This window comes from Dyadobacter sp. SG02, assembly GCF_900109045.1.
GTDB lineage: Bacteria > Bacteroidota > Bacteroidia > Cytophagales > Spirosomataceae > Dyadobacter.
The window spans coordinates 136,181-152,439 of the sequence record NZ_FNYL01000016.1 but is presented as its reverse complement, the minus strand read 5'-3'; the positions used below and the strand labels follow the sequence as shown (position 1 = coordinate 152,439).

Genomic DNA, 16,259 nt, shown 5'->3' with positions numbered 1-16,259 from the left:
AGCCGGGAAACCGTGCGCAAGGCTTGCGCAACCGCCTGATCATTCCTAATTTATGAATCCATTATACTAAGCCCATGAACCGTATTCTCCTGACCCTGTTATTTTTCGTTGGTATCATTCCAATTATCGTAGCGCAATCGAAACGAAAGCCGCTGAAAGGAAAAATCATTTGTATAGACCCCGGCCACGGGGGTACCGCCGCTACCGATAGTTACCGTGTCGGCCCGGGTGGCGAACGGGAGGAGTGGGTGAACCTGCGCGTTGGATTCCTATTGCAAAAAATGCTCGAAAAGAAAGGTGCAAAAGTAGTCATGACGCGCGTCGAGGACGTCGAAGTGCCATTGCTCGACCGCTCGAAACTTGCCAAAGACCGCAAAGCCGATCTGTTCGTGTCGATCCACCATAATGCGACTGCGGACTCTTCCGTAAATTTCCCGATCATTTATTTTCATGGAAATATGTCGGAGAATGTAGCCAGTGTGGATTTTGGTAAAGAGCTGGCCGGGCGGTTATTGAAATATTTACATAAACCCAATACCCCGGTATCCCTCGTTTCCGACTTCACCATATTTGCCGATGCCGGCGCTTCCGTACTCAGAAATACCTACGGAATGCCTGGACTTCTGGCGGAAGCTTCGTTTTTCACAAATCCTTCCGAAGAGCAGCGCCTCAAACAACCGGCACATAACCAGAAAGAAGCATTGGCCTACACCGAGGCCATTATCGCGTTTTTTACAAAACCCGTCGCGCCGATCGCGGCCAAAAACTCGAAAGTCCCCGTGATACCCGCATTCAAAGTGTTCCAGGAAGCGGAGCGTATGACGCCTATTGCAAAGCGCTGGCGGCAGGATTTTGAGGAGGGAAAAGTGTTTATGGCCAAACGGGATACCGCATTACTTCGCGAATCGTACGAGCTTTTCACACGCTCGGCCCGCTCGTTCCCCGATTCCTGGGTAGCCGGACAATGCCATCAGAACCGCGCAGTCTTGCTTCGGAAATTGGGCAAAGCCGTCGAGGCCGGGCAGGAGGACCAACGTTTTCGCGAATATTATGTGCCCGTCTCGGCTACGCCTGCCGTCCGCTAACGAATGAAGGCCGTCCGGTTGCGGACAAAAACTCACTTTACTTCATATGTAATTAATTGATATATAAGTATCTTTCAAATTGGCATGATTATTTTATCTACAAAAGTGAAATATATAAAATAATGAAGCGGACTTACCTTGGAGAATTTGAAGAACTGGTCTTGCTGACCGTGGCTGTGCTTAAAAATAAAGCTTACGGCGTGGCTATCGCCGATGAGTTGCAGAACCAGACGAGCCGCTCGGCCAATATCAGCGCTGTGCACGCTGCATTGCACCGGTTAGAAGAAAAAGGAATGCTGGCATCGCATTTAGGAGAAGCGACGGCCGAGCGTGGCGGCAGGCGCAAGCGACTGTTTGTTGTGACTGCATTGGGCGCCGCGACATTATCGGAGATCAAGGAAATGCGAAACCGCCTTTGGAATGCGATTGGACCAGATACATTAATACCCACGATATGAACCCTCCTCGTCCTCCCCGCTGGGCCGACGCCCTGCTCAGGTTGTTGTGCACACCCCATTTGCTGGAAGAAGTGCAAGGCGATCTCTACGAACGTTTTCAAGCCGATTACCTGGCTCTTGGCCGGAAGGAGGCGAGCCGGCGCTATTCCCTGAATGTAATAGGTTTCATCCGCCTGCGGTTCGGGTTCGAACGGGCTGGCTGGTCAAAAGCATTGAGGACGCAGACTAATTCGAATCATCAGACCCCATACGCGGCCATGTTTAACAATTACTTCAAAATCGCCCTGCGGAACCTTTGGCGCAATCGTACGACCAGCATTGTCAGCATTCTGGGCCTGTCGGTTGGGCTTACGAGCGGACTGGTGATCTTCCTGCTTGTAAGTTACCTGTTTAGTTTTAACCGCTATCACGCCAAATCGGACCGCATTTATTGGGTCGTTACCGATATTCTGAATGATAAACCGCAGCCGACAGACGTAACGCCGAGGCCGGTCGGACAGGTTCTTCGCGATGAATATCCGTTTGTTGAAAGTGCCGTGCGACTGAACAATGTATTCGGCGCATTAGTGGGTGTCCCGGATGGGAAGGGCGGCATGTCAAAGAAATTTGAAGAATCCCGGAATATCTGTTTCACAGAACCGGAGTATTTCAAAGTCTTCGATTCTGAATGGGCGACAGGTGACCAGCGGGCGGCATTAAGCGCTCCCAATACCGTCGTGCTATCGAGGGAGTATGCGAAAAAGTATTTCGGTACGGACCAGGCCATCGGTAAGGTATTACGGCTGGATAATAAAACGGACCTTACGGTAACTGGTATTATCGAAAACCCGCCTTCCAACTCGCAACTGCGGTACGACGTGCTCATTTCCTACTCCACGTTGCCGGGCTTGTGGAATGAGCCTGGCATGATGCAAACCTGGGGCGAGCCCGTTACCATGTGCTGGGTAGCATTGAAAGAGGGCAGCGATGTGGTTCGGCTGGACCAGACGCTGGCGGAAATCACACGGAAGCATTACAATGCAAAGGACGCAGCAACGTACAAAATGCGGACAATCCCGCTGCACGAAATGTTCCATATGCCCGGTTACGGCCCGGCGCCACGTCCCATTTTATATGCATTGATTCTCGTCGGCGTGTTTCTGGTGATTGCGGCCTGTGTGAATTTTATTAACCTCTCCACAGCCCAGGCGGTCAGACGGTCGAAGGAAGTGGGGTTCGTAAAACAATGGGCAGCTCGCGGGCGCAGCTGATCGGACAATTTATGCTGGAAACGGCGATTTTGTGCGGGGCGGCTTTCGTCATGGCATTGCTGCTTACCCAATTGAACCTGCCGATGCTGAACGGGGCATTGTGGATGCTTCGCGCAGACATTTCTGTGCTGGATTTATTAAATACCCACGCGATATGGTGGTTTGGAAGCCTGGTAATGCTGGTGATCCTGCTCGCCGGACTTTACCCGTCGGCTGTGCTAGCCCGCTTCAATCCGGTGGCCGCATTGAAAGGCAAGCCCGGAGCCCGGCGCAATGGAAGGTTTTCGGTACGGAAGAGCCTGGTGGTCGTGCAGTTTTTTATCACGCAGCTTTTCATTATCGGGGTGATTGTGATGTCGGCACAGGTGAAGCATTTGAAAACGGCCGATCCCGGATTTGATCGCGAAGCCATTCTGATGGTGGGCATTCCGGGTGGTAATGCGGCGAGAACCGACGCCTGGACGAATCAGCTCGGGACAATGCCGGGTGTGCGGGCAGTGGCGCTGGGTGGAGAACCGCCTATGTCCCAAATGGATACCGATGAGCCATTTACATTCGATCACCGCATGGAAAAGGAGAAATTCCAGGTGCGCGTTCGAATCGGGGACGACCATTATGTGCCTGTTTTTGGATTAAAAATGCTGGCCGGGCGGAACCTGGAATCCGGGGATACTTCGCGTCGGGAAGCACTCGTAAACCAGGCGATGCTGAAACAGCTGGGAATCAAGAATCCGACAGACATTTTGAACAAGGACATCCGGCTTTTTGCCCGCGAACGTACGATTGTCGGGGTTATCAAGGATTTTAACCTGGACCCGCTGAGCAATTCCGCGCAGCCCGCGGCCGTGGTCAACGAGCCTGCCGCTTATGCGATGACGGCCATTAAGCTTCAAACCGGCACGATGAATGCGACGTTACCCCGCATTGAAAAGGCCTGGAATGAATTGTTCCCGGAGAATGTCTACCATTCCGGTTTTCTGGAAGAGAAGATCAACGATTTCTATTCCACCGAACAAATACTGCTGGGCCTGATCCGCGTATTTTCCGCCATCGCGATTCTCATCGGCTGCCTCGGCTTGTACGGGCTCGTCACCTTCATGGCCGAATCCCGGTCGAAAGAGATCGGTGTGCGAAAAGTGCTCGGTGCTACCGAGAACCAGGTGCTCTGGATATTCGGAAGGGATTTCGGGCGGTTACTGGTCATAGGTTTTGTACCTGCGGCGGCATTAGGCTGGTTTCTGATGGCCAATTGGCTCCAAAGATATGCCTACCGCATCGATGTCGGCTGGTGGATCTTCGCATTGACCATTGGAATAACAACCCTGATCACAATCCTGACCATTTCCATTCAATCCATGCGGGCGGCAAGAACCAATCCGGTCGTGAGTTTGCGGAGCGAATAACCTTATTCCACTACCGCCGACACGCAAATGTAAGTAGGGATAATGCCCGTCGCACGGATGCGTACCTCCGCGTCTTCCGCCTGCGTGTTACCTGTGAGCACCAGGGCGGTGTCGAGGCCGAACTTGTTACCGCCCAGAATGTCGGTATTCAGCGTGTCGCCTACCATTAGAATATCCTTTTTGTTCACATTAGGGTAGTTTTTAATGTGTTGATAGGCAAAAATAAACATCTGCGGGTCGGGTTTACCGAAGCGGATGAATTGCCGGCCGATCGTGTCCTCGATCATCTTGGCCAATGCGCCGATGGCGAAAGAAACGCGGCTTTTGGATGCGGGATAAGTTTTGTCGGTATTAGCCACGATCACCGGGATATTCCGTTTGCGCAGCAGATTGAGCGTTTTGGTCAGGTCAGTATTCCAGTCGAAACCTTCGTCGTCCAGAAATACCAATGCATTGATATCGGAGACATTGTTCAAATCCAATTGGCGGATAGAGAGCGTTTTGAGATCCGAGGTTTCAATGTAGTGCGCCGAGTTTTCGGTTCCAAGATAGGCGACGGTGCCTTTTCTTACTTTCAATTCGAGGTACTCGCGCGCGAGCATGCCCGATGAGATGATCCGGTCGGGCGTCACATCGTTAATCCCCAGGTTCACATAGCTTTGTGCAAGCTGCTCCGGGCTGCGCGAGGCGTCGTTGGTAACCACATAAAAATCCTTCTCGTGCTCGCGGAGGTAGGCAAACGTATTTTCAATGCCGGGGATCAGCCCGTTGTACGTTTTGAGTACCCCGAATGCGTCGAAGAAAATGACATCGTATTTTGAAAGGACAGATCTAAAATTATCGAGTACCATACAGTTGGTGTCTTTGGAGTGAATAGGATGATAGAGGTGGCTAGATTTTCAGGGCGCGAAGGATCTTGTCGGCATCGAAGCCGTCGATCGACGGGAAATACAGCTCATAGGCCTCACGTTGCAACTTGGTGCAATACGAGCGGTGGAAGAAGTATTTGCCGTATTTGATCACATAATTCAATATAAAAAAGCGGTAGGCTTCCTTCATGAAGCGCACCTCGTTTTCGGTGAGCGGGTACACTTTGTGGTATTCCTGCAAGAACATAATAAACCGCTCTTCCATCAGCGGCCCAATGAGGTAGCTGAACACCGTGCGGTCGCCCACGTTGGAGCATACGCGGCTGAAAAAATAGAAATCCATCACCCGCGACGATACGCGGAACCAGTCGTAATCCCAGCGGGAAAAAAGCTTCAAATCGTCGGTAACCGAGAAATTCCCGATATTCCAGTCCACAAAAACAGGCATGAGGTCGAACGAGCTGACGTTCAGGCGCTGGATATTCTTCATGAAAATATCGCACTGTTTTTGGAGAATATTGATATACCCCCGGTGCTCGTACTGGCCGGTATCGGTATCCAGGATTTCCAGCAGATGCTGAATGTCGGTACGGAGGTTTTTGGACGATTTTGGAATAGACCGGCTCGCCCGGAAGCATGCCTGGTGAAACTTAGCGGTTTCGGTGCCCAGCTTACGGATATGCTCCTCTTCCAGTCGCCGCGGCATGCGGTTCATGGCGCGGATAGGGTTGTAAAAAACTACCCAGGTATCGACGAAATCCTCCTGATAGCGATAGGTATAAACCTGGTTATTCTTCACCAGGGATTTCGCGAGGACGTTTTCAAACGGGTAAAGCAGGTTATTGGAAAGGGCCTGGATGATCCGGTGGTCCTCTTTGAAATGCTCGTATTTTCCAAAATAGGAAAGCTTCGCAACCACTTTGTCGTCATTGTCGAGTGTGACGCGGAAAACGTGGTTGGTCGAAACTTTGGCACTGATATCTTCTACAAATTTGACCCCGATCGAATTATCGAACCCTGCCCAGGCCTTCCGGATAATTTCGGGATAATCTTTTAAACGCATTCCTGATCTCGCATTTGGCTTTACAGATGGCACCAAAGGTAGCAAACTCGCCGGAGCAGAATACCCTGGCTGTTAGGATTGAATAAAAAAATAATCGCATAATTTTGCAAAAACTTACTTTTTCAACTTTGTTTTACTTTTTCTCGCGTTTTCTGGTCCGCCTCGCATTGCCTATTTATCTAAGGAAGCTTTGCGTCGTCAATTTCGATAAATTACCCAAAGGGGCGCCGCTGCTGCTGGCCTCCAACCACCCCGATTCTTTTTTCGACGCGGTCGTGATCGGTTCCGTGCTCGAACAACCCATTCATACGCTCACACGCGGGGACGTTTTCCGCAAAAAAGCGGCCGCATTCTGGCTGCGGCAGATCAACCTGATCCCGGTTTTTCGCGGCTCGGAAGGTAGGCAATATCTTAAAAACCATGATGTTACGGCACAAGAAAGCCATGATGCGCTGAAACAGGGCGACGCCGTAGTGGTATTCTCGGAAGGTATTTGTGTAAATGAATGGCGCCTGCGCCCGCTTGGCAAAGGTACCGCCCGGATGGCGTATAAAATCTGGTACGGCGACGACGCATTGCAAAGCATGAAGGTCATCCCGACCGGCCTGAACTATGAAAACTTCCGCGGCCCGGGCAAGCGCGTTTCGCTGAATTTCGGGGAAGCCATTGCCGCCGACGACATTCAGACCAGCCCGCAGGAATACGAAAAGTGGCTCCGGGAGTTCAACGACATTCTCGACCAGAAAATGAATGCGGAAATCCTGACCATTCCTGCGGACGCATCCAAGGCCGAGCAGCAACGTCAGCTGAATGCATTCTTCGATAAATGCGCGACGCCAAAAACGAAAAGTAACCCATTACTTGGAGCATTAGGCTGGATTGGTCGCATAATTCACATGCCGTTATACTCCTTTTTCGAGAAAAAAGCAGCGAAACTGACCGCCAGATCGGTTTTCTATGATTCTGTGCTGTTTGGAATGCTGTTGTATTTATATCCGGTGATTGTTGCGCTGCTTTCGATTATTGTTGCTGCATTTATGGGCTGGCAGGCTGGGTTGGGGCTGTTTGTAGCGCTGCCGCTGCTGGCCTGGGTGGGGAGCAAATACTAGGTTATTCCGCAATTATTTTAAGTGTTCTCAAATGCTCGATCAGCTCGTGGATATTGCAGTGTATCCATTGAGGGCGAACTGCGACATTGCCGCCATTTGGTGTTACTACATAATTGTGCATTGTTTTCAAGTCGGCAGCCGACTCGGTTGAGCCTCTTTTGAGGGCTGGCGCCAGCGATAGTTTTATTTCAATAGAAACTACCGGCGTAATGCCGTCTACCAGCACCAGATCCATTTCAGCTCCATTGGACGTTCGATAAAAATACGGTCGGATTGCCGGGTCGAGCAATGGAATGATTTGCTCAATCACATAACCTTCCCAGGATGCACCTGCGATAGGATGTGTAATCAGATCTTCATAATGGCGGATATTGCTGAGAAAATGCAGATTACCCGAGTCGCGAATGTAGATTTTGGGGCTTTTGACGATCCTTTTGCTAGCGTTTACGAACCAAGGCTCCAATCGGCGGATGAGATAGGCCTGTTCCAGAATATCGATGTAGCGCTTGACGGTGGGATTAGCCATCCCGAGCGAATTGCTTAATGTAGAATAGTTGAGCAGCGAGCCATGCAAATGTGAGATCATCCGAAGGAAATTGTTGATTACCGGGATGGTCGCATTAATACCTAGTTGGGACAAATCCTGTTCTACATAGGTTTTGATGAAGTTTTGCTGCCATTGAAACCAATAATCGTTATCGGGTGCGAGGAGTGCATCCGGAAAACCGCCCCGATGCCAGTGCGTTACCTGCGAAATAAAGGCGCGTTCGGCCTCGGAGCGCAGGATAGGTGACAGTTCGTGATAGGCGATCCTGCCAGCGAGTGACTCCGAGCTTTTTTGAAGGAAGTCTGGCGATGCTGATCCTAATAGTATGAAACGTGCTGCCTCACGCTTGCGATCCACCAACGCGCGGAATTGGGGGAATAGCGGTAACAGGCGCTGAACTTCATCGATTACGATAGTCTTGTTGATATTGCTTTCGAGAATCCACGTCGTATTTTGAGATATCGTTTCGAAATCTTCTTGTAATTCGAGATCATAGTAAATGGCGGGCTTGCTCAACTCGTCCATAAGCTTTCTTGCCAACGTCGTTTTCCCGACCTGGCGCGGTCCTAAAATCCCGACTATCGGAAAGTAGTTAAGCGAGCGAAGAATGCTTTGTTCAAGAGCCCTGTTGATCATTAACCATGTAAATTTAACATTGAAGTACAAATTTACATGGTTAATTTCAAATAATTGTATTTAATAAAGAGAAAATTAGTACTATTTGTCTTTCACCTTTCCCAGCCCCATCGCCTTCAACATCCAGTTCGGCAAAGGTTTCCTTAGCCCGCGTTTCTGTAAATCCATAAACCAGCCAAGCTTTTTCAGAATGGGCACTTTATGCGTCTCCACGAGTTCGATCAATGTTCCGTCGGGATCTTCAAGGTAGGCAAAGCGGCCGGCCGCATTCTCCATGCCGAATGAGCTTTCGCTGTCGACGGTGAATGGGTAACCTTGCGCCTGGAGTTTGGTTTTCAACGTGTCCATATCCAGCGTGTCGAAACAGAGGTGGATATACCCGCAATCGCCCCAATAACGGTTTTCGAATATTTTCTTGGGCATGCGGTCGAGCGCTTGTACGAGCTCGATCTGCACGTCGCCGAGCAGGCGGCTGAATGCGCCGTCGGGGGTGAAGTTTTTGCGGAGGAGCATTCTGCGGAAGCGCTGGCCTGGAATGGAAGTCGGCAGGTCTTCGAAAACGCCGGTTTTATCATACACTACATTTAAAGGTTGCAGCAGGTTCTGGTAGAAAACCGCCGCCTTATCGATATCGGAAACGCCGATCACGACACCCGCCACGCCGCCGACGTTTTTGCCCTTGGTCTGGAACCAGGTAGCGTCGCTGGTGATCTGAAACAGGTTGCCATAAGGGTCCGTACCCCAAAAACCTTCGCCTTCGGGCAGCTTCGCGAGCGGACCGGTGGCCTCTTTGGAATGGCTTTTCACCCATTCGTGGGCCTTTTTGACGTCGGGTGCCTTGAAACGGATCGCATTAATGCCCAGGTCGCCGAGTTCCACTTTGAAATTCGCGGGTTGGGAAACGCGGCTGGTGAACGACCAGATTTCCAGTCCGCCGCCGCCGGCCATATTGATGACCAGTGCGGCCTGCCGTGATTGTACTTTGCCGCCGGTATAGGGCGTCATGAGCGGGGCGTCGGCTTTTTCATCGAATATGGGTACGTCGAAACCCAGCACCTGCCGGTACCATTTCCAGGTTTCGGGCACGTTCTGGCAACCTATTCCTACCTGTTGAATTCCAGAGATCAGCGGAGCACTCATTGTTGAGGTTATTATGAGGATAAAGGTGGATAATCTTAAAGAAGGGGCAATTTTACAAAATAAAAAGCAAACGAGCCGTGGCACAGGCGTTTGAACCGTGAATGCGGCCTGTGGAAAAAAATCTCGGGATACAAAAACTAAATGATTATTTGAAAAGCATAATAATTGCTATCTTTAAAATGGTTTTCCAAAATTTTATTTTAAAAACCTGGAAATCAACGCATCCATTTGGTTGCTCTCATCGTATCTGTGATGAGCCCGTCTCAATGATAGTCTAGAATGAACCAGTCAGTAGTAATTGCACCGATAGGCGAGAGCTTACCGGATTTTTTGAGTTCCAAGCAGTATTCAAAAATTGTAGTAATAGCCGATAACAACACCAAAAGGCATTGTTATCCGATTTTGAAGGCTTTTTTACCCAAGCATAGTGTTGTAACCGTTCCCAGCGGCGAGGCGCACAAGACATTGGCGACTTGCGAGAAAATATGGGAGGCCATGACCAAAGAAGAACTCGACCGGCATGCATTGGTGATCAATGTAGGCGGCGGGGTGATCGGCGACATGGGCGGTTTTTGCGCCGCGGTGTACAAGCGTGGAATAGATTTTATCCAGGTACCGACGACTTTGCTTTCGCAGGTCGATGCGAGTGTGGGAGGAAAGTTGGGGATTGATTTTCAGGGATTTAAAAACCATCTGGGCGTTTTCAATATTCCGAAAAGCGTGCTCATCGACCCGGTGTTTTTGAAGACTTTGCCGGAGCGGGAAATACGGTCGGGATTTGGGGAAGTAATCAAGCATTGCCTGATCGCCGACGGTGCGAAATGGGAGGAAATCCGGGCGAAGGATTTTGAACAACAAAACTGGCCGGACCTGATCGCGCATTCGGTGAAGATCAAGCAGCAGGTGGTAGACCAGGACCCGACGGAGAAAGGCCTGCGGAAGATATTGAATTTCGGGCACACGCTCGGCCACGCGGTGGAGACGTGCTTTTTGAATAAAACCGCCAACCAGCGGCTTTTCCACGGCGAAGCGATCGCAGTGGGGATGATCATGGAAGCGTACCTGTCGTTCGAGCGGAAAATGATCGACCAGCAGACGCTGACGGATATTGAAGAGTTTCTTTTTGCGACCTACGGCAAGGTGAAGATCAAGCCGGAGGATATCGAGGAGATTATCGCGCTGACGCGCCAGGACAAGAAGAACAAAGGAAAGGAAATCAGGTTTTCATTGCTGAAAGGGGCCGGGCAATGTGCCTTTGATATAGTAGTAACGGCTGCTGAAATGCGGAGATCAATAGCTTATTATTTGGGATAGATTTACAGGTAAGGCATAAGCTATTGGTAGGGTAAGAGCGTATCGAAATACATTCTTGATATATTTTAATTCACAACCTGACAAATTTAAATGCTTATGCTGAGGTCTATTTTTATTTATGCCGCTTTACTGCTCGTAGTCGTGATTGCAGGGTGTTCCAGTGGCCGGAAAGTGTTTGTGGAGCATGATTACAGCTACGAAACCAATTTTAAAGATTACTCTTCTTATACGTTTCTGGAATGTGAGAGGGATACCAATAATCTTTGCACGGAAATTTATGAGGCGATCCGCCGCCAGATGCAGGTAAGGGGCTACAAGCTCACCGCCGAAAAGCCCACGCTGCTGGTGAACTATGGTATTTTCTATGATAACCTGCGTTACCAGGGCTACATGCAGCCGGTGATCAAGAACTGGGTGGATACGGAGAACGAGGGATTCCGCTACGAACCGATCAAATATGCACTCGACAAGGGTACATTAATCGTTTCACTGATCGACGCGGAGAGCGACCAGGTAGTCTGGAGAGGTTATGCTTCCGGGATATTCAAAGGAGTGGAAAGTTCCAATAACCATTACCGGAGCGTTGTAAGGCGCATTTTTGACCAGTATCCGCTATTCGCGAAAGGGTACGACCCGCGGCGGTACAGCGAGCAGGTTGGACGATAATTTACTTTTTTATGTGAAATGCCGGTCTCACGTGCTCTGTCAGGGGTACGCGAGACCGGCATTTTTGATGACGCTACTTGGTCAGCCCGGCATCGTCGGACGCTCCGAGCGCCAACGCGCCCCAGTCGAGATGCTCGCGCCCTTTGGCGAGGCCGGAAATGAAGCGGTTCTTGATAATATCGGCGAACGGCATCGGCGCATTTACATCCGAAGCGGTCTGGAGTGTGAGATTGATATCCTTCAAACCGAGCGGGTAGCGGAATGCGACGGGTTCGTAAGCGTGATTGGCTACAATCTTTCCATAATTCTGGAAAATAGGCGCCGCGAACAGAGTGGACGTCAGCATTTCATAAATGCTTTGTCTTGAAATACCATTCTTTTCGGCCATAGTGAATGCCTCGCCCATCATTTCGAGGCTGCAAGCGATCATGAAGTTACCGGCCAGCTTGATCACATTTGCCGCGCCCGGATCATCTCCAAAATCAAATACACCTTTTACAAAACTCTGTACAATAGGTTTAATGCGCTCTTTCGCGTCCGCATTACCCGAAAGGCAAATGTTGCCCACCTTCGCGCGTACGGCTTCCGGGCGGGCGAATATGGGCGCGGCTACATAATGCGCGCCGTACCACTTGTGCACCTGCGCGAGCTGGCGCGAGGTTTCCGGCGAAATAGTGCTCATGGAAACGTGTACACCATCTTTCCCAAGCTTTTCGACGAGTTCCATCGAAAATAGCTCTTCTACGGCGGTATCATCGGCCAGTACCGAAAATACGAGCCCGCCGGTTGTGATGGCATCGATCGCGTTTTCTACGACGGTGGCGCCGAGTTTGATTAATGGTTCTGCTTTGGAGGCCGTTCTGTTCCAGACTACGACTTCGTAACCGGCGTCGAGCAGGCTTTCAGCGATAGGAGTGCCAAGGTTCCCGAGTCCGAGAAACGCTATTTTTTCAGACATAATGATTGGTTTGGATAGTGAAAATCAGACTTGAATGACACCTACGTTGAATGGCTTCTCGATAGGTGCCTGATCGGCGGCCTGAATGCCGGCCGAAATAATGCGTCGCGTTTCTACGGGATCGATGATGCCATCGACCCAAAGGCGCGCGGCGGCGTAGTAGGGGGATAATTCGCGGTTGTAGCGGTCTGTAATTTGTTTTAACAATTCCTTCTCCGCCTCGGGTGTGATCGTTTCGCCTTTGGCTTTCAATGTCGCGGTTTGTACTTGCAACAATGTCCGCGCCGCCGTGGAGCCGCTCATGACAGCCATTTGGGCTGTTGGCCATGCGAATATCAGCCGGGGATCGTAGGCTTTGCCGCACATGGCGTAGTTACCCGCACCATAAGAATTTCCAATGATGAATGTAAACTTCGGTACCACCGAATTCGCCACTGCGTTCACCATTTTAGCACCATCCTTGATAATGCCCCCCTGCTCCGCACGACTGCCGACCATAAAGCCGGTTACATCGTGGAAGAAAACAAGCGGGATCTTTTTCTGGTTGCAATTCATGATAAAACGTGCCGCTTTATCGGCTGCCTCGGCATAAATAACTCCGCCCATTTGCATTTCACCTTTGCCGGATTTCACCATTTTGCGCTGGTTAGCCACAATGCCTACCGCCCAGCCGCCCACACGTGCGTAGGCGCATATGAGGGTTTTGCCGTAATCGGGTTTGTACTCATCGAGCTCCGAGTTATCCACAATGCATTCCAGAATAGGTAGCACGTCGTAGGGTTTCAGTCTGTCTGTCGGGAGAAGATTGTAAATTTCCTCTGGTTGCCGGGTTGGTTGCTGTGGTGTTTTGTGGTCGAAACCGGCTGATAATGGCTTACCTATTTTATCGATATGCCTTTTAATGGCGTCGAGGCAGGATTTGTCGTCGGGAAACTTGTTGTCGGTAACGCCGGAGATTTCGCAATGCATGGCTGCACCGCCGAGCGATTCGGCGTCGATATCTTCACCAATGGAAGATTTCACTAAATAAGGCCCGGCTAGAAACACCGAACCCGAACCTTCCACAATGAATGCTTCGTCGGACATGATCGGCAAATAAGCCCCGCCGGCCACGCAAGCACCCATAATGGCTGAAATTTGCACAATGCCCATCGCCGACATCTGTGCATTGTTCCGGAAGATGCGGCCGAAATGTTCCTTATCCGCGAAAACTTCGGCTTGCATAGGCAGGTATACGCCTGCGCTGTCCACGAGGTAGATGACCGGCAAGCGGTTTTCCATCGCGATCTCCTGCGCGCGCAGGTTCTTCTTGGCAGCGATCGGGAACCAGGCACCGGCTTTCACCGTGGCGTCGTTCGCGACGATCATGCATTGCTTGCCCGAAACATACCCAATGCCTACCACCACGCCGCCCGACGGGCAGCCGCCTTCTTCCTCATACATACCGTCGCCGACAAATGCGCCGATTTCGAGAAAATCGGAACCTTCGTCGATCAGGTAAGCGATCCTTTCCCTGGCTGCTAACTTACCTTTCTGGTGCTGCGCTTCAATCTTTTTCTTGCCCCCGCCGAGCTTTACCTGCTCGTATTTCTCGTTCAGTATTTCGATAAGGTGTGGTAGGCTCTCCTGGCTGGTCATGATGATGAAGAATGGTGTGAGTAATGGGAAATGGGCTTATTTCAAATGTAAAAAGTCGTTTACCGGTAAGCAAACGACTTTCATATTTATTTAAAACGTAAGGCCCTATTTAATGGTCGTGGCGGTGTCCAGCGGCGACTCGGCAGGCCCTTTGTCTTTTTTACCAAAAACGGACACATTGACATAACGCTTCGGATGCTCGCGGAAGTTGGTGAGCAGCTTGTTCATGCTGATCATCGTGCGGTTGAGGTTGTTGTACAATGTCTCGTCCTTCACGAGTTTGCCCGCCGTTCCTTTGCCCGATTCGACGCTTGCGAGCAGGGTATGCAGTTCTTCGATCGTCTTCCGCGCGCTTGTGACGGTTTCGCCGAGGCGCAATGCATTCAGCGAATCGGCCAGAGTTCCGGTTTTGGCAAGCAATGGTTTCAGCTCTTTCTCGGTTTCCACGAGTGAAGAGGTAAGCTTGTTGAGGTTGGAGGTCATCGTCAGCAGGTTCGAGCGGTTTTCTGCCAGCAGCCCTTGCAGACTGGTGCCTGTCTGGTTATAGTTTTTTAAAACCTGGTTGAGGATCAAACCCGTTTCCTGGAAACCGCCCACGACGAGGTCGAGGTTTTTAATGAGTGAATCGGCGTGGGAAACGAGCGGCAATGCTTTTTCTTGCAAAACAGCGGAAATACCCGATTCCTTTCTCGCGATGAGTGTGTCTCCGTCTTTCATCGGAGCACCGGTACCCATGGCCAAATGGATAACTTTACCACCCAGCAGACCGCCGTCGGCCAGTACCGCACCTGTTCCCTGCGGAACAACAATGCCTTTCTGCACATCAATGGTCACGAGCAGATGGTTTCCACGGTTTTGGAGCAGCTTGATTTCCTGGACGCGGCCTACGTTCAGGCCATTAAGCAAAACAGGATTGGAGGCCGTCAGTCCGTCGATGTTGTCGTAAACAATGTGGTATTTATATGTTCTGGAAAAAACGTCGGAGCCTTTAAGGATGTGAAAGCCGAAATACAGCATAACAATGGCGAAAAGTGCCATGACTCCGACTTTTGCTTCTCTTGATATTTTCATGGACTATTTGTTTGTCCTGCGTGTATCAGCGGCAGGCTAGGCGGTATTAAACTTTCAGATGGTTTAGGGTTCAACACCAAAGTATCAAAAATTGTTTTGACAAATCAAAGCAATATGTGACCGTTGAGCTACCGGTCCATATCTTTTTTGTAAGCCATAAACGCCGAATGAATGCATTTGGCCACCTCTTCCTGTCCGGCATCGGAGCTCAGGTATTCTTCCTCGTCAGGGGACGAGAGGAAGCCGGTTTCGATGAGTACGCTCGGCATTGCACAGCGCCATAGTACGAGGAATCCCGCTTGTTTTACGCCGCGGCTGTCGCGCTCGGAGACCGATTGGAACTTCTTCTCGATCAGATCGGCCAGTTTCAAACTGCTTGAAATGAATGCGCTCTGGTAGTTCGCGAGCATAATGTGTGCGAGCGGCGAATCGGGGTCGAAGCCTTTGTATTTCTGTTTATAGTTGGTTTCCTGCAAGATTACCGAGTTCTCGCGTTTCGCGACTTCGAGGTTACCCTCGGTTTTGTGCAAACCCATCACGAACGTTTCAGTACCTCTCACGGATCTTGAACGCGGTGTGGCATTGCAATGGATGGAAATGAAAAGGTCGGCGTTATTACGGTTGGCAAATGCGGAACGTTCGCCGAGTTCGATGAATACGTCGGTGGAACGTGTGTAGAGCACTTTTACATCCGGCGTTTCTTCCTTGATCTTTTTACCGAGCTCCAAAGCTACGGCCAGTGCGACGTCCTTTTCCTTGGTATATTTGCCCCTCGTGCCGGGGTCTTTGCCGCCGTGCCCGGCGTCGATTACAACTGTATTAACCTTGCTTCCCGACTTCGCAGTAACCGGTTCTTGCTGAAAAACAAAGGCGACGCTCGCCAGCAAAAAACTTGTTACAATTACTAATTTAAGAAGTTTTAACATTATTTTTTAGTTGGGGCCTTACGCGAAAGGGGTTTCTCTGCTAATTTTGAAATTCGTTATGCAAAAATACGCTAATTGTTAGAACTGAAAAGAAAGGCGATTATTATATCGTCGGTAGTTGTGGCG

General features: G+C 50.4%; 15 protein-coding genes. 7 read left to right on the top strand and 8 right to left on the bottom strand.

Annotated elements, in window-relative coordinates:
* Positions 1 to 74: 74 nt before the first annotated feature.
* The 4 genes from BMW93_RS29715 (at position 75) to BMW93_RS35980 (ending at position 4,196) form a co-directional block, all read left to right on the top strand.
* Complete coding sequence (locus BMW93_RS29715) at positions 75 to 1,085, top strand: N-acetylmuramoyl-L-alanine amidase (protein WP_090385136.1); 1,011 nt, start codon at positions 75 to 77, stop codon at positions 1,083 to 1,085.
* Between the two features lie 122 nt (positions 1,086 to 1,207).
* Positions 1,208 to 1,543 carry a PadR family transcriptional regulator gene (locus BMW93_RS29710; protein ID WP_090385133.1) on the top strand — a complete coding sequence of 112 codons (336 nt, stop codon included), beginning with the start codon at positions 1,208 to 1,210 and terminating at the stop codon, positions 1,541 to 1,543.
* Positions 1,540 to 2,793: an ABC transporter permease gene (locus tag BMW93_RS35985; RefSeq protein WP_229240983.1), complete on the top strand. Its 1,254-nt coding sequence runs from the start codon at positions 1,540 to 1,542 to the stop codon at positions 2,791 to 2,793. The genes BMW93_RS29710 and BMW93_RS35985 overlap by 4 nt, the downstream gene beginning before the upstream one ends.
* Positions 2,769 to 4,196 carry an FtsX-like permease family protein gene (locus tag BMW93_RS35980; RefSeq protein ID WP_229240980.1) on the top strand — a complete coding sequence of 476 codons (1,428 nt, stop codon included), beginning with the start codon at positions 2,769 to 2,771 and terminating at the stop codon, positions 4,194 to 4,196. Before BMW93_RS35985 ends, BMW93_RS35980 begins: the two co-directional genes overlap by 25 nt.
* Positions 4,197 to 4,198: 2 nt before the next feature.
* Here BMW93_RS35980 and BMW93_RS29700 read toward each other — a convergent pair whose 3' ends face one another.
* Positions 4,199 to 5,047: a TIGR01459 family HAD-type hydrolase gene (locus tag BMW93_RS29700; protein WP_090385130.1), complete on the bottom strand. Its 849-nt coding sequence runs from the start codon at positions 5,045 to 5,047 to the stop codon at positions 4,199 to 4,201.
* 40 nt (positions 5,048 to 5,087) lie between these two features.
* Positions 5,088 to 6,128: a hypothetical protein gene (locus BMW93_RS29695; protein WP_090385128.1), complete on the bottom strand. Its 1,041-nt coding sequence runs from the start codon at positions 6,126 to 6,128 to the stop codon at positions 5,088 to 5,090.
* A gap of 104 nt (positions 6,129 to 6,232) precedes the next feature.
* On the opposite strand from BMW93_RS29695, the gene BMW93_RS29690 reads away from it, so the two are divergent.
* Positions 6,233 to 7,237: a 1-acyl-sn-glycerol-3-phosphate acyltransferase gene (locus BMW93_RS29690; RefSeq protein ID WP_090385126.1), complete on the top strand. Its 1,005-nt coding sequence runs from the start codon at positions 6,233 to 6,235 to the stop codon at positions 7,235 to 7,237.
* Between the two features lies 1 nt (position 7,238).
* On the opposite strand, the gene BMW93_RS29685 is transcribed toward BMW93_RS29690, so the two are convergent.
* Both BMW93_RS29685 and BMW93_RS29680 read right to left on the bottom strand, forming a co-directional pair.
* Positions 7,239 to 8,420 carry an ATP-binding protein gene (locus BMW93_RS29685; protein ID WP_090385123.1) on the bottom strand — a complete coding sequence of 394 codons (1,182 nt, stop codon included), beginning with the start codon at positions 8,418 to 8,420 and terminating at the stop codon, positions 7,239 to 7,241.
* Positions 8,421 to 8,501: 81 nt separating this feature from the next.
* Positions 8,502 to 9,560 (bottom strand): VOC family protein, encoded by a 1,059-nt coding sequence (locus tag BMW93_RS29680; RefSeq protein ID WP_090385121.1) that lies wholly within the window; start codon positions 9,558 to 9,560, stop codon positions 8,502 to 8,504.
* A 279-nt stretch (positions 9,561 to 9,839) separates the two neighbouring features.
* On the opposite strand from BMW93_RS29680, the gene aroB reads away from it, so the two are divergent.
* Positions 9,840 to 10,874 carry a 3-dehydroquinate synthase gene (gene aroB, locus BMW93_RS29675; RefSeq protein ID WP_090385117.1) on the top strand — a complete coding sequence of 345 codons (1,035 nt, stop codon included), beginning with the start codon at positions 9,840 to 9,842 and terminating at the stop codon, positions 10,872 to 10,874.
* Between the two features lie 90 nt (positions 10,875 to 10,964).
* Positions 10,965 to 11,540, top strand: coding sequence for a DUF4136 domain-containing protein (locus tag BMW93_RS29670; protein ID WP_090385115.1), 576 nt, complete (start codon positions 10,965 to 10,967; stop codon positions 11,538 to 11,540).
* A gap of 73 nt (positions 11,541 to 11,613) precedes the next feature.
* Here the strand turns inward: BMW93_RS29670 and BMW93_RS29665 are convergent, their stop codons facing one another.
* The 4 genes from BMW93_RS29665 to BMW93_RS29650 form a co-directional block, all read right to left on the bottom strand.
* Positions 11,614 to 12,498, bottom strand: coding sequence for an NAD(P)-dependent oxidoreductase (locus BMW93_RS29665; protein WP_090385112.1), 885 nt, complete (start codon positions 12,496 to 12,498; stop codon positions 11,614 to 11,616).
* A 24-nt stretch (positions 12,499 to 12,522) separates the two neighbouring features.
* Complete coding sequence (locus BMW93_RS29660) at positions 12,523 to 14,136, bottom strand: acyl-CoA carboxylase subunit beta (protein ID WP_090385109.1); 1,614 nt, start codon at positions 14,134 to 14,136, stop codon at positions 12,523 to 12,525.
* Positions 14,137 to 14,241: 105 nt separating this feature from the next.
* On the bottom strand, positions 14,242 to 15,207 hold the full coding sequence (locus tag BMW93_RS29655; protein WP_090385106.1) for an MlaD family protein: 966 nt from the start codon (positions 15,205 to 15,207) through the stop codon (positions 14,242 to 14,244).
* 128 nt (positions 15,208 to 15,335) lie between these two features.
* On the bottom strand, positions 15,336 to 16,133 hold the full coding sequence (locus BMW93_RS29650) for an N-acetylmuramoyl-L-alanine amidase (RefSeq protein WP_090385103.1): 798 nt from the start codon (positions 16,131 to 16,133) through the stop codon (positions 15,336 to 15,338).
* Positions 16,134 to 16,259: the final 126 nt, after the last annotated feature.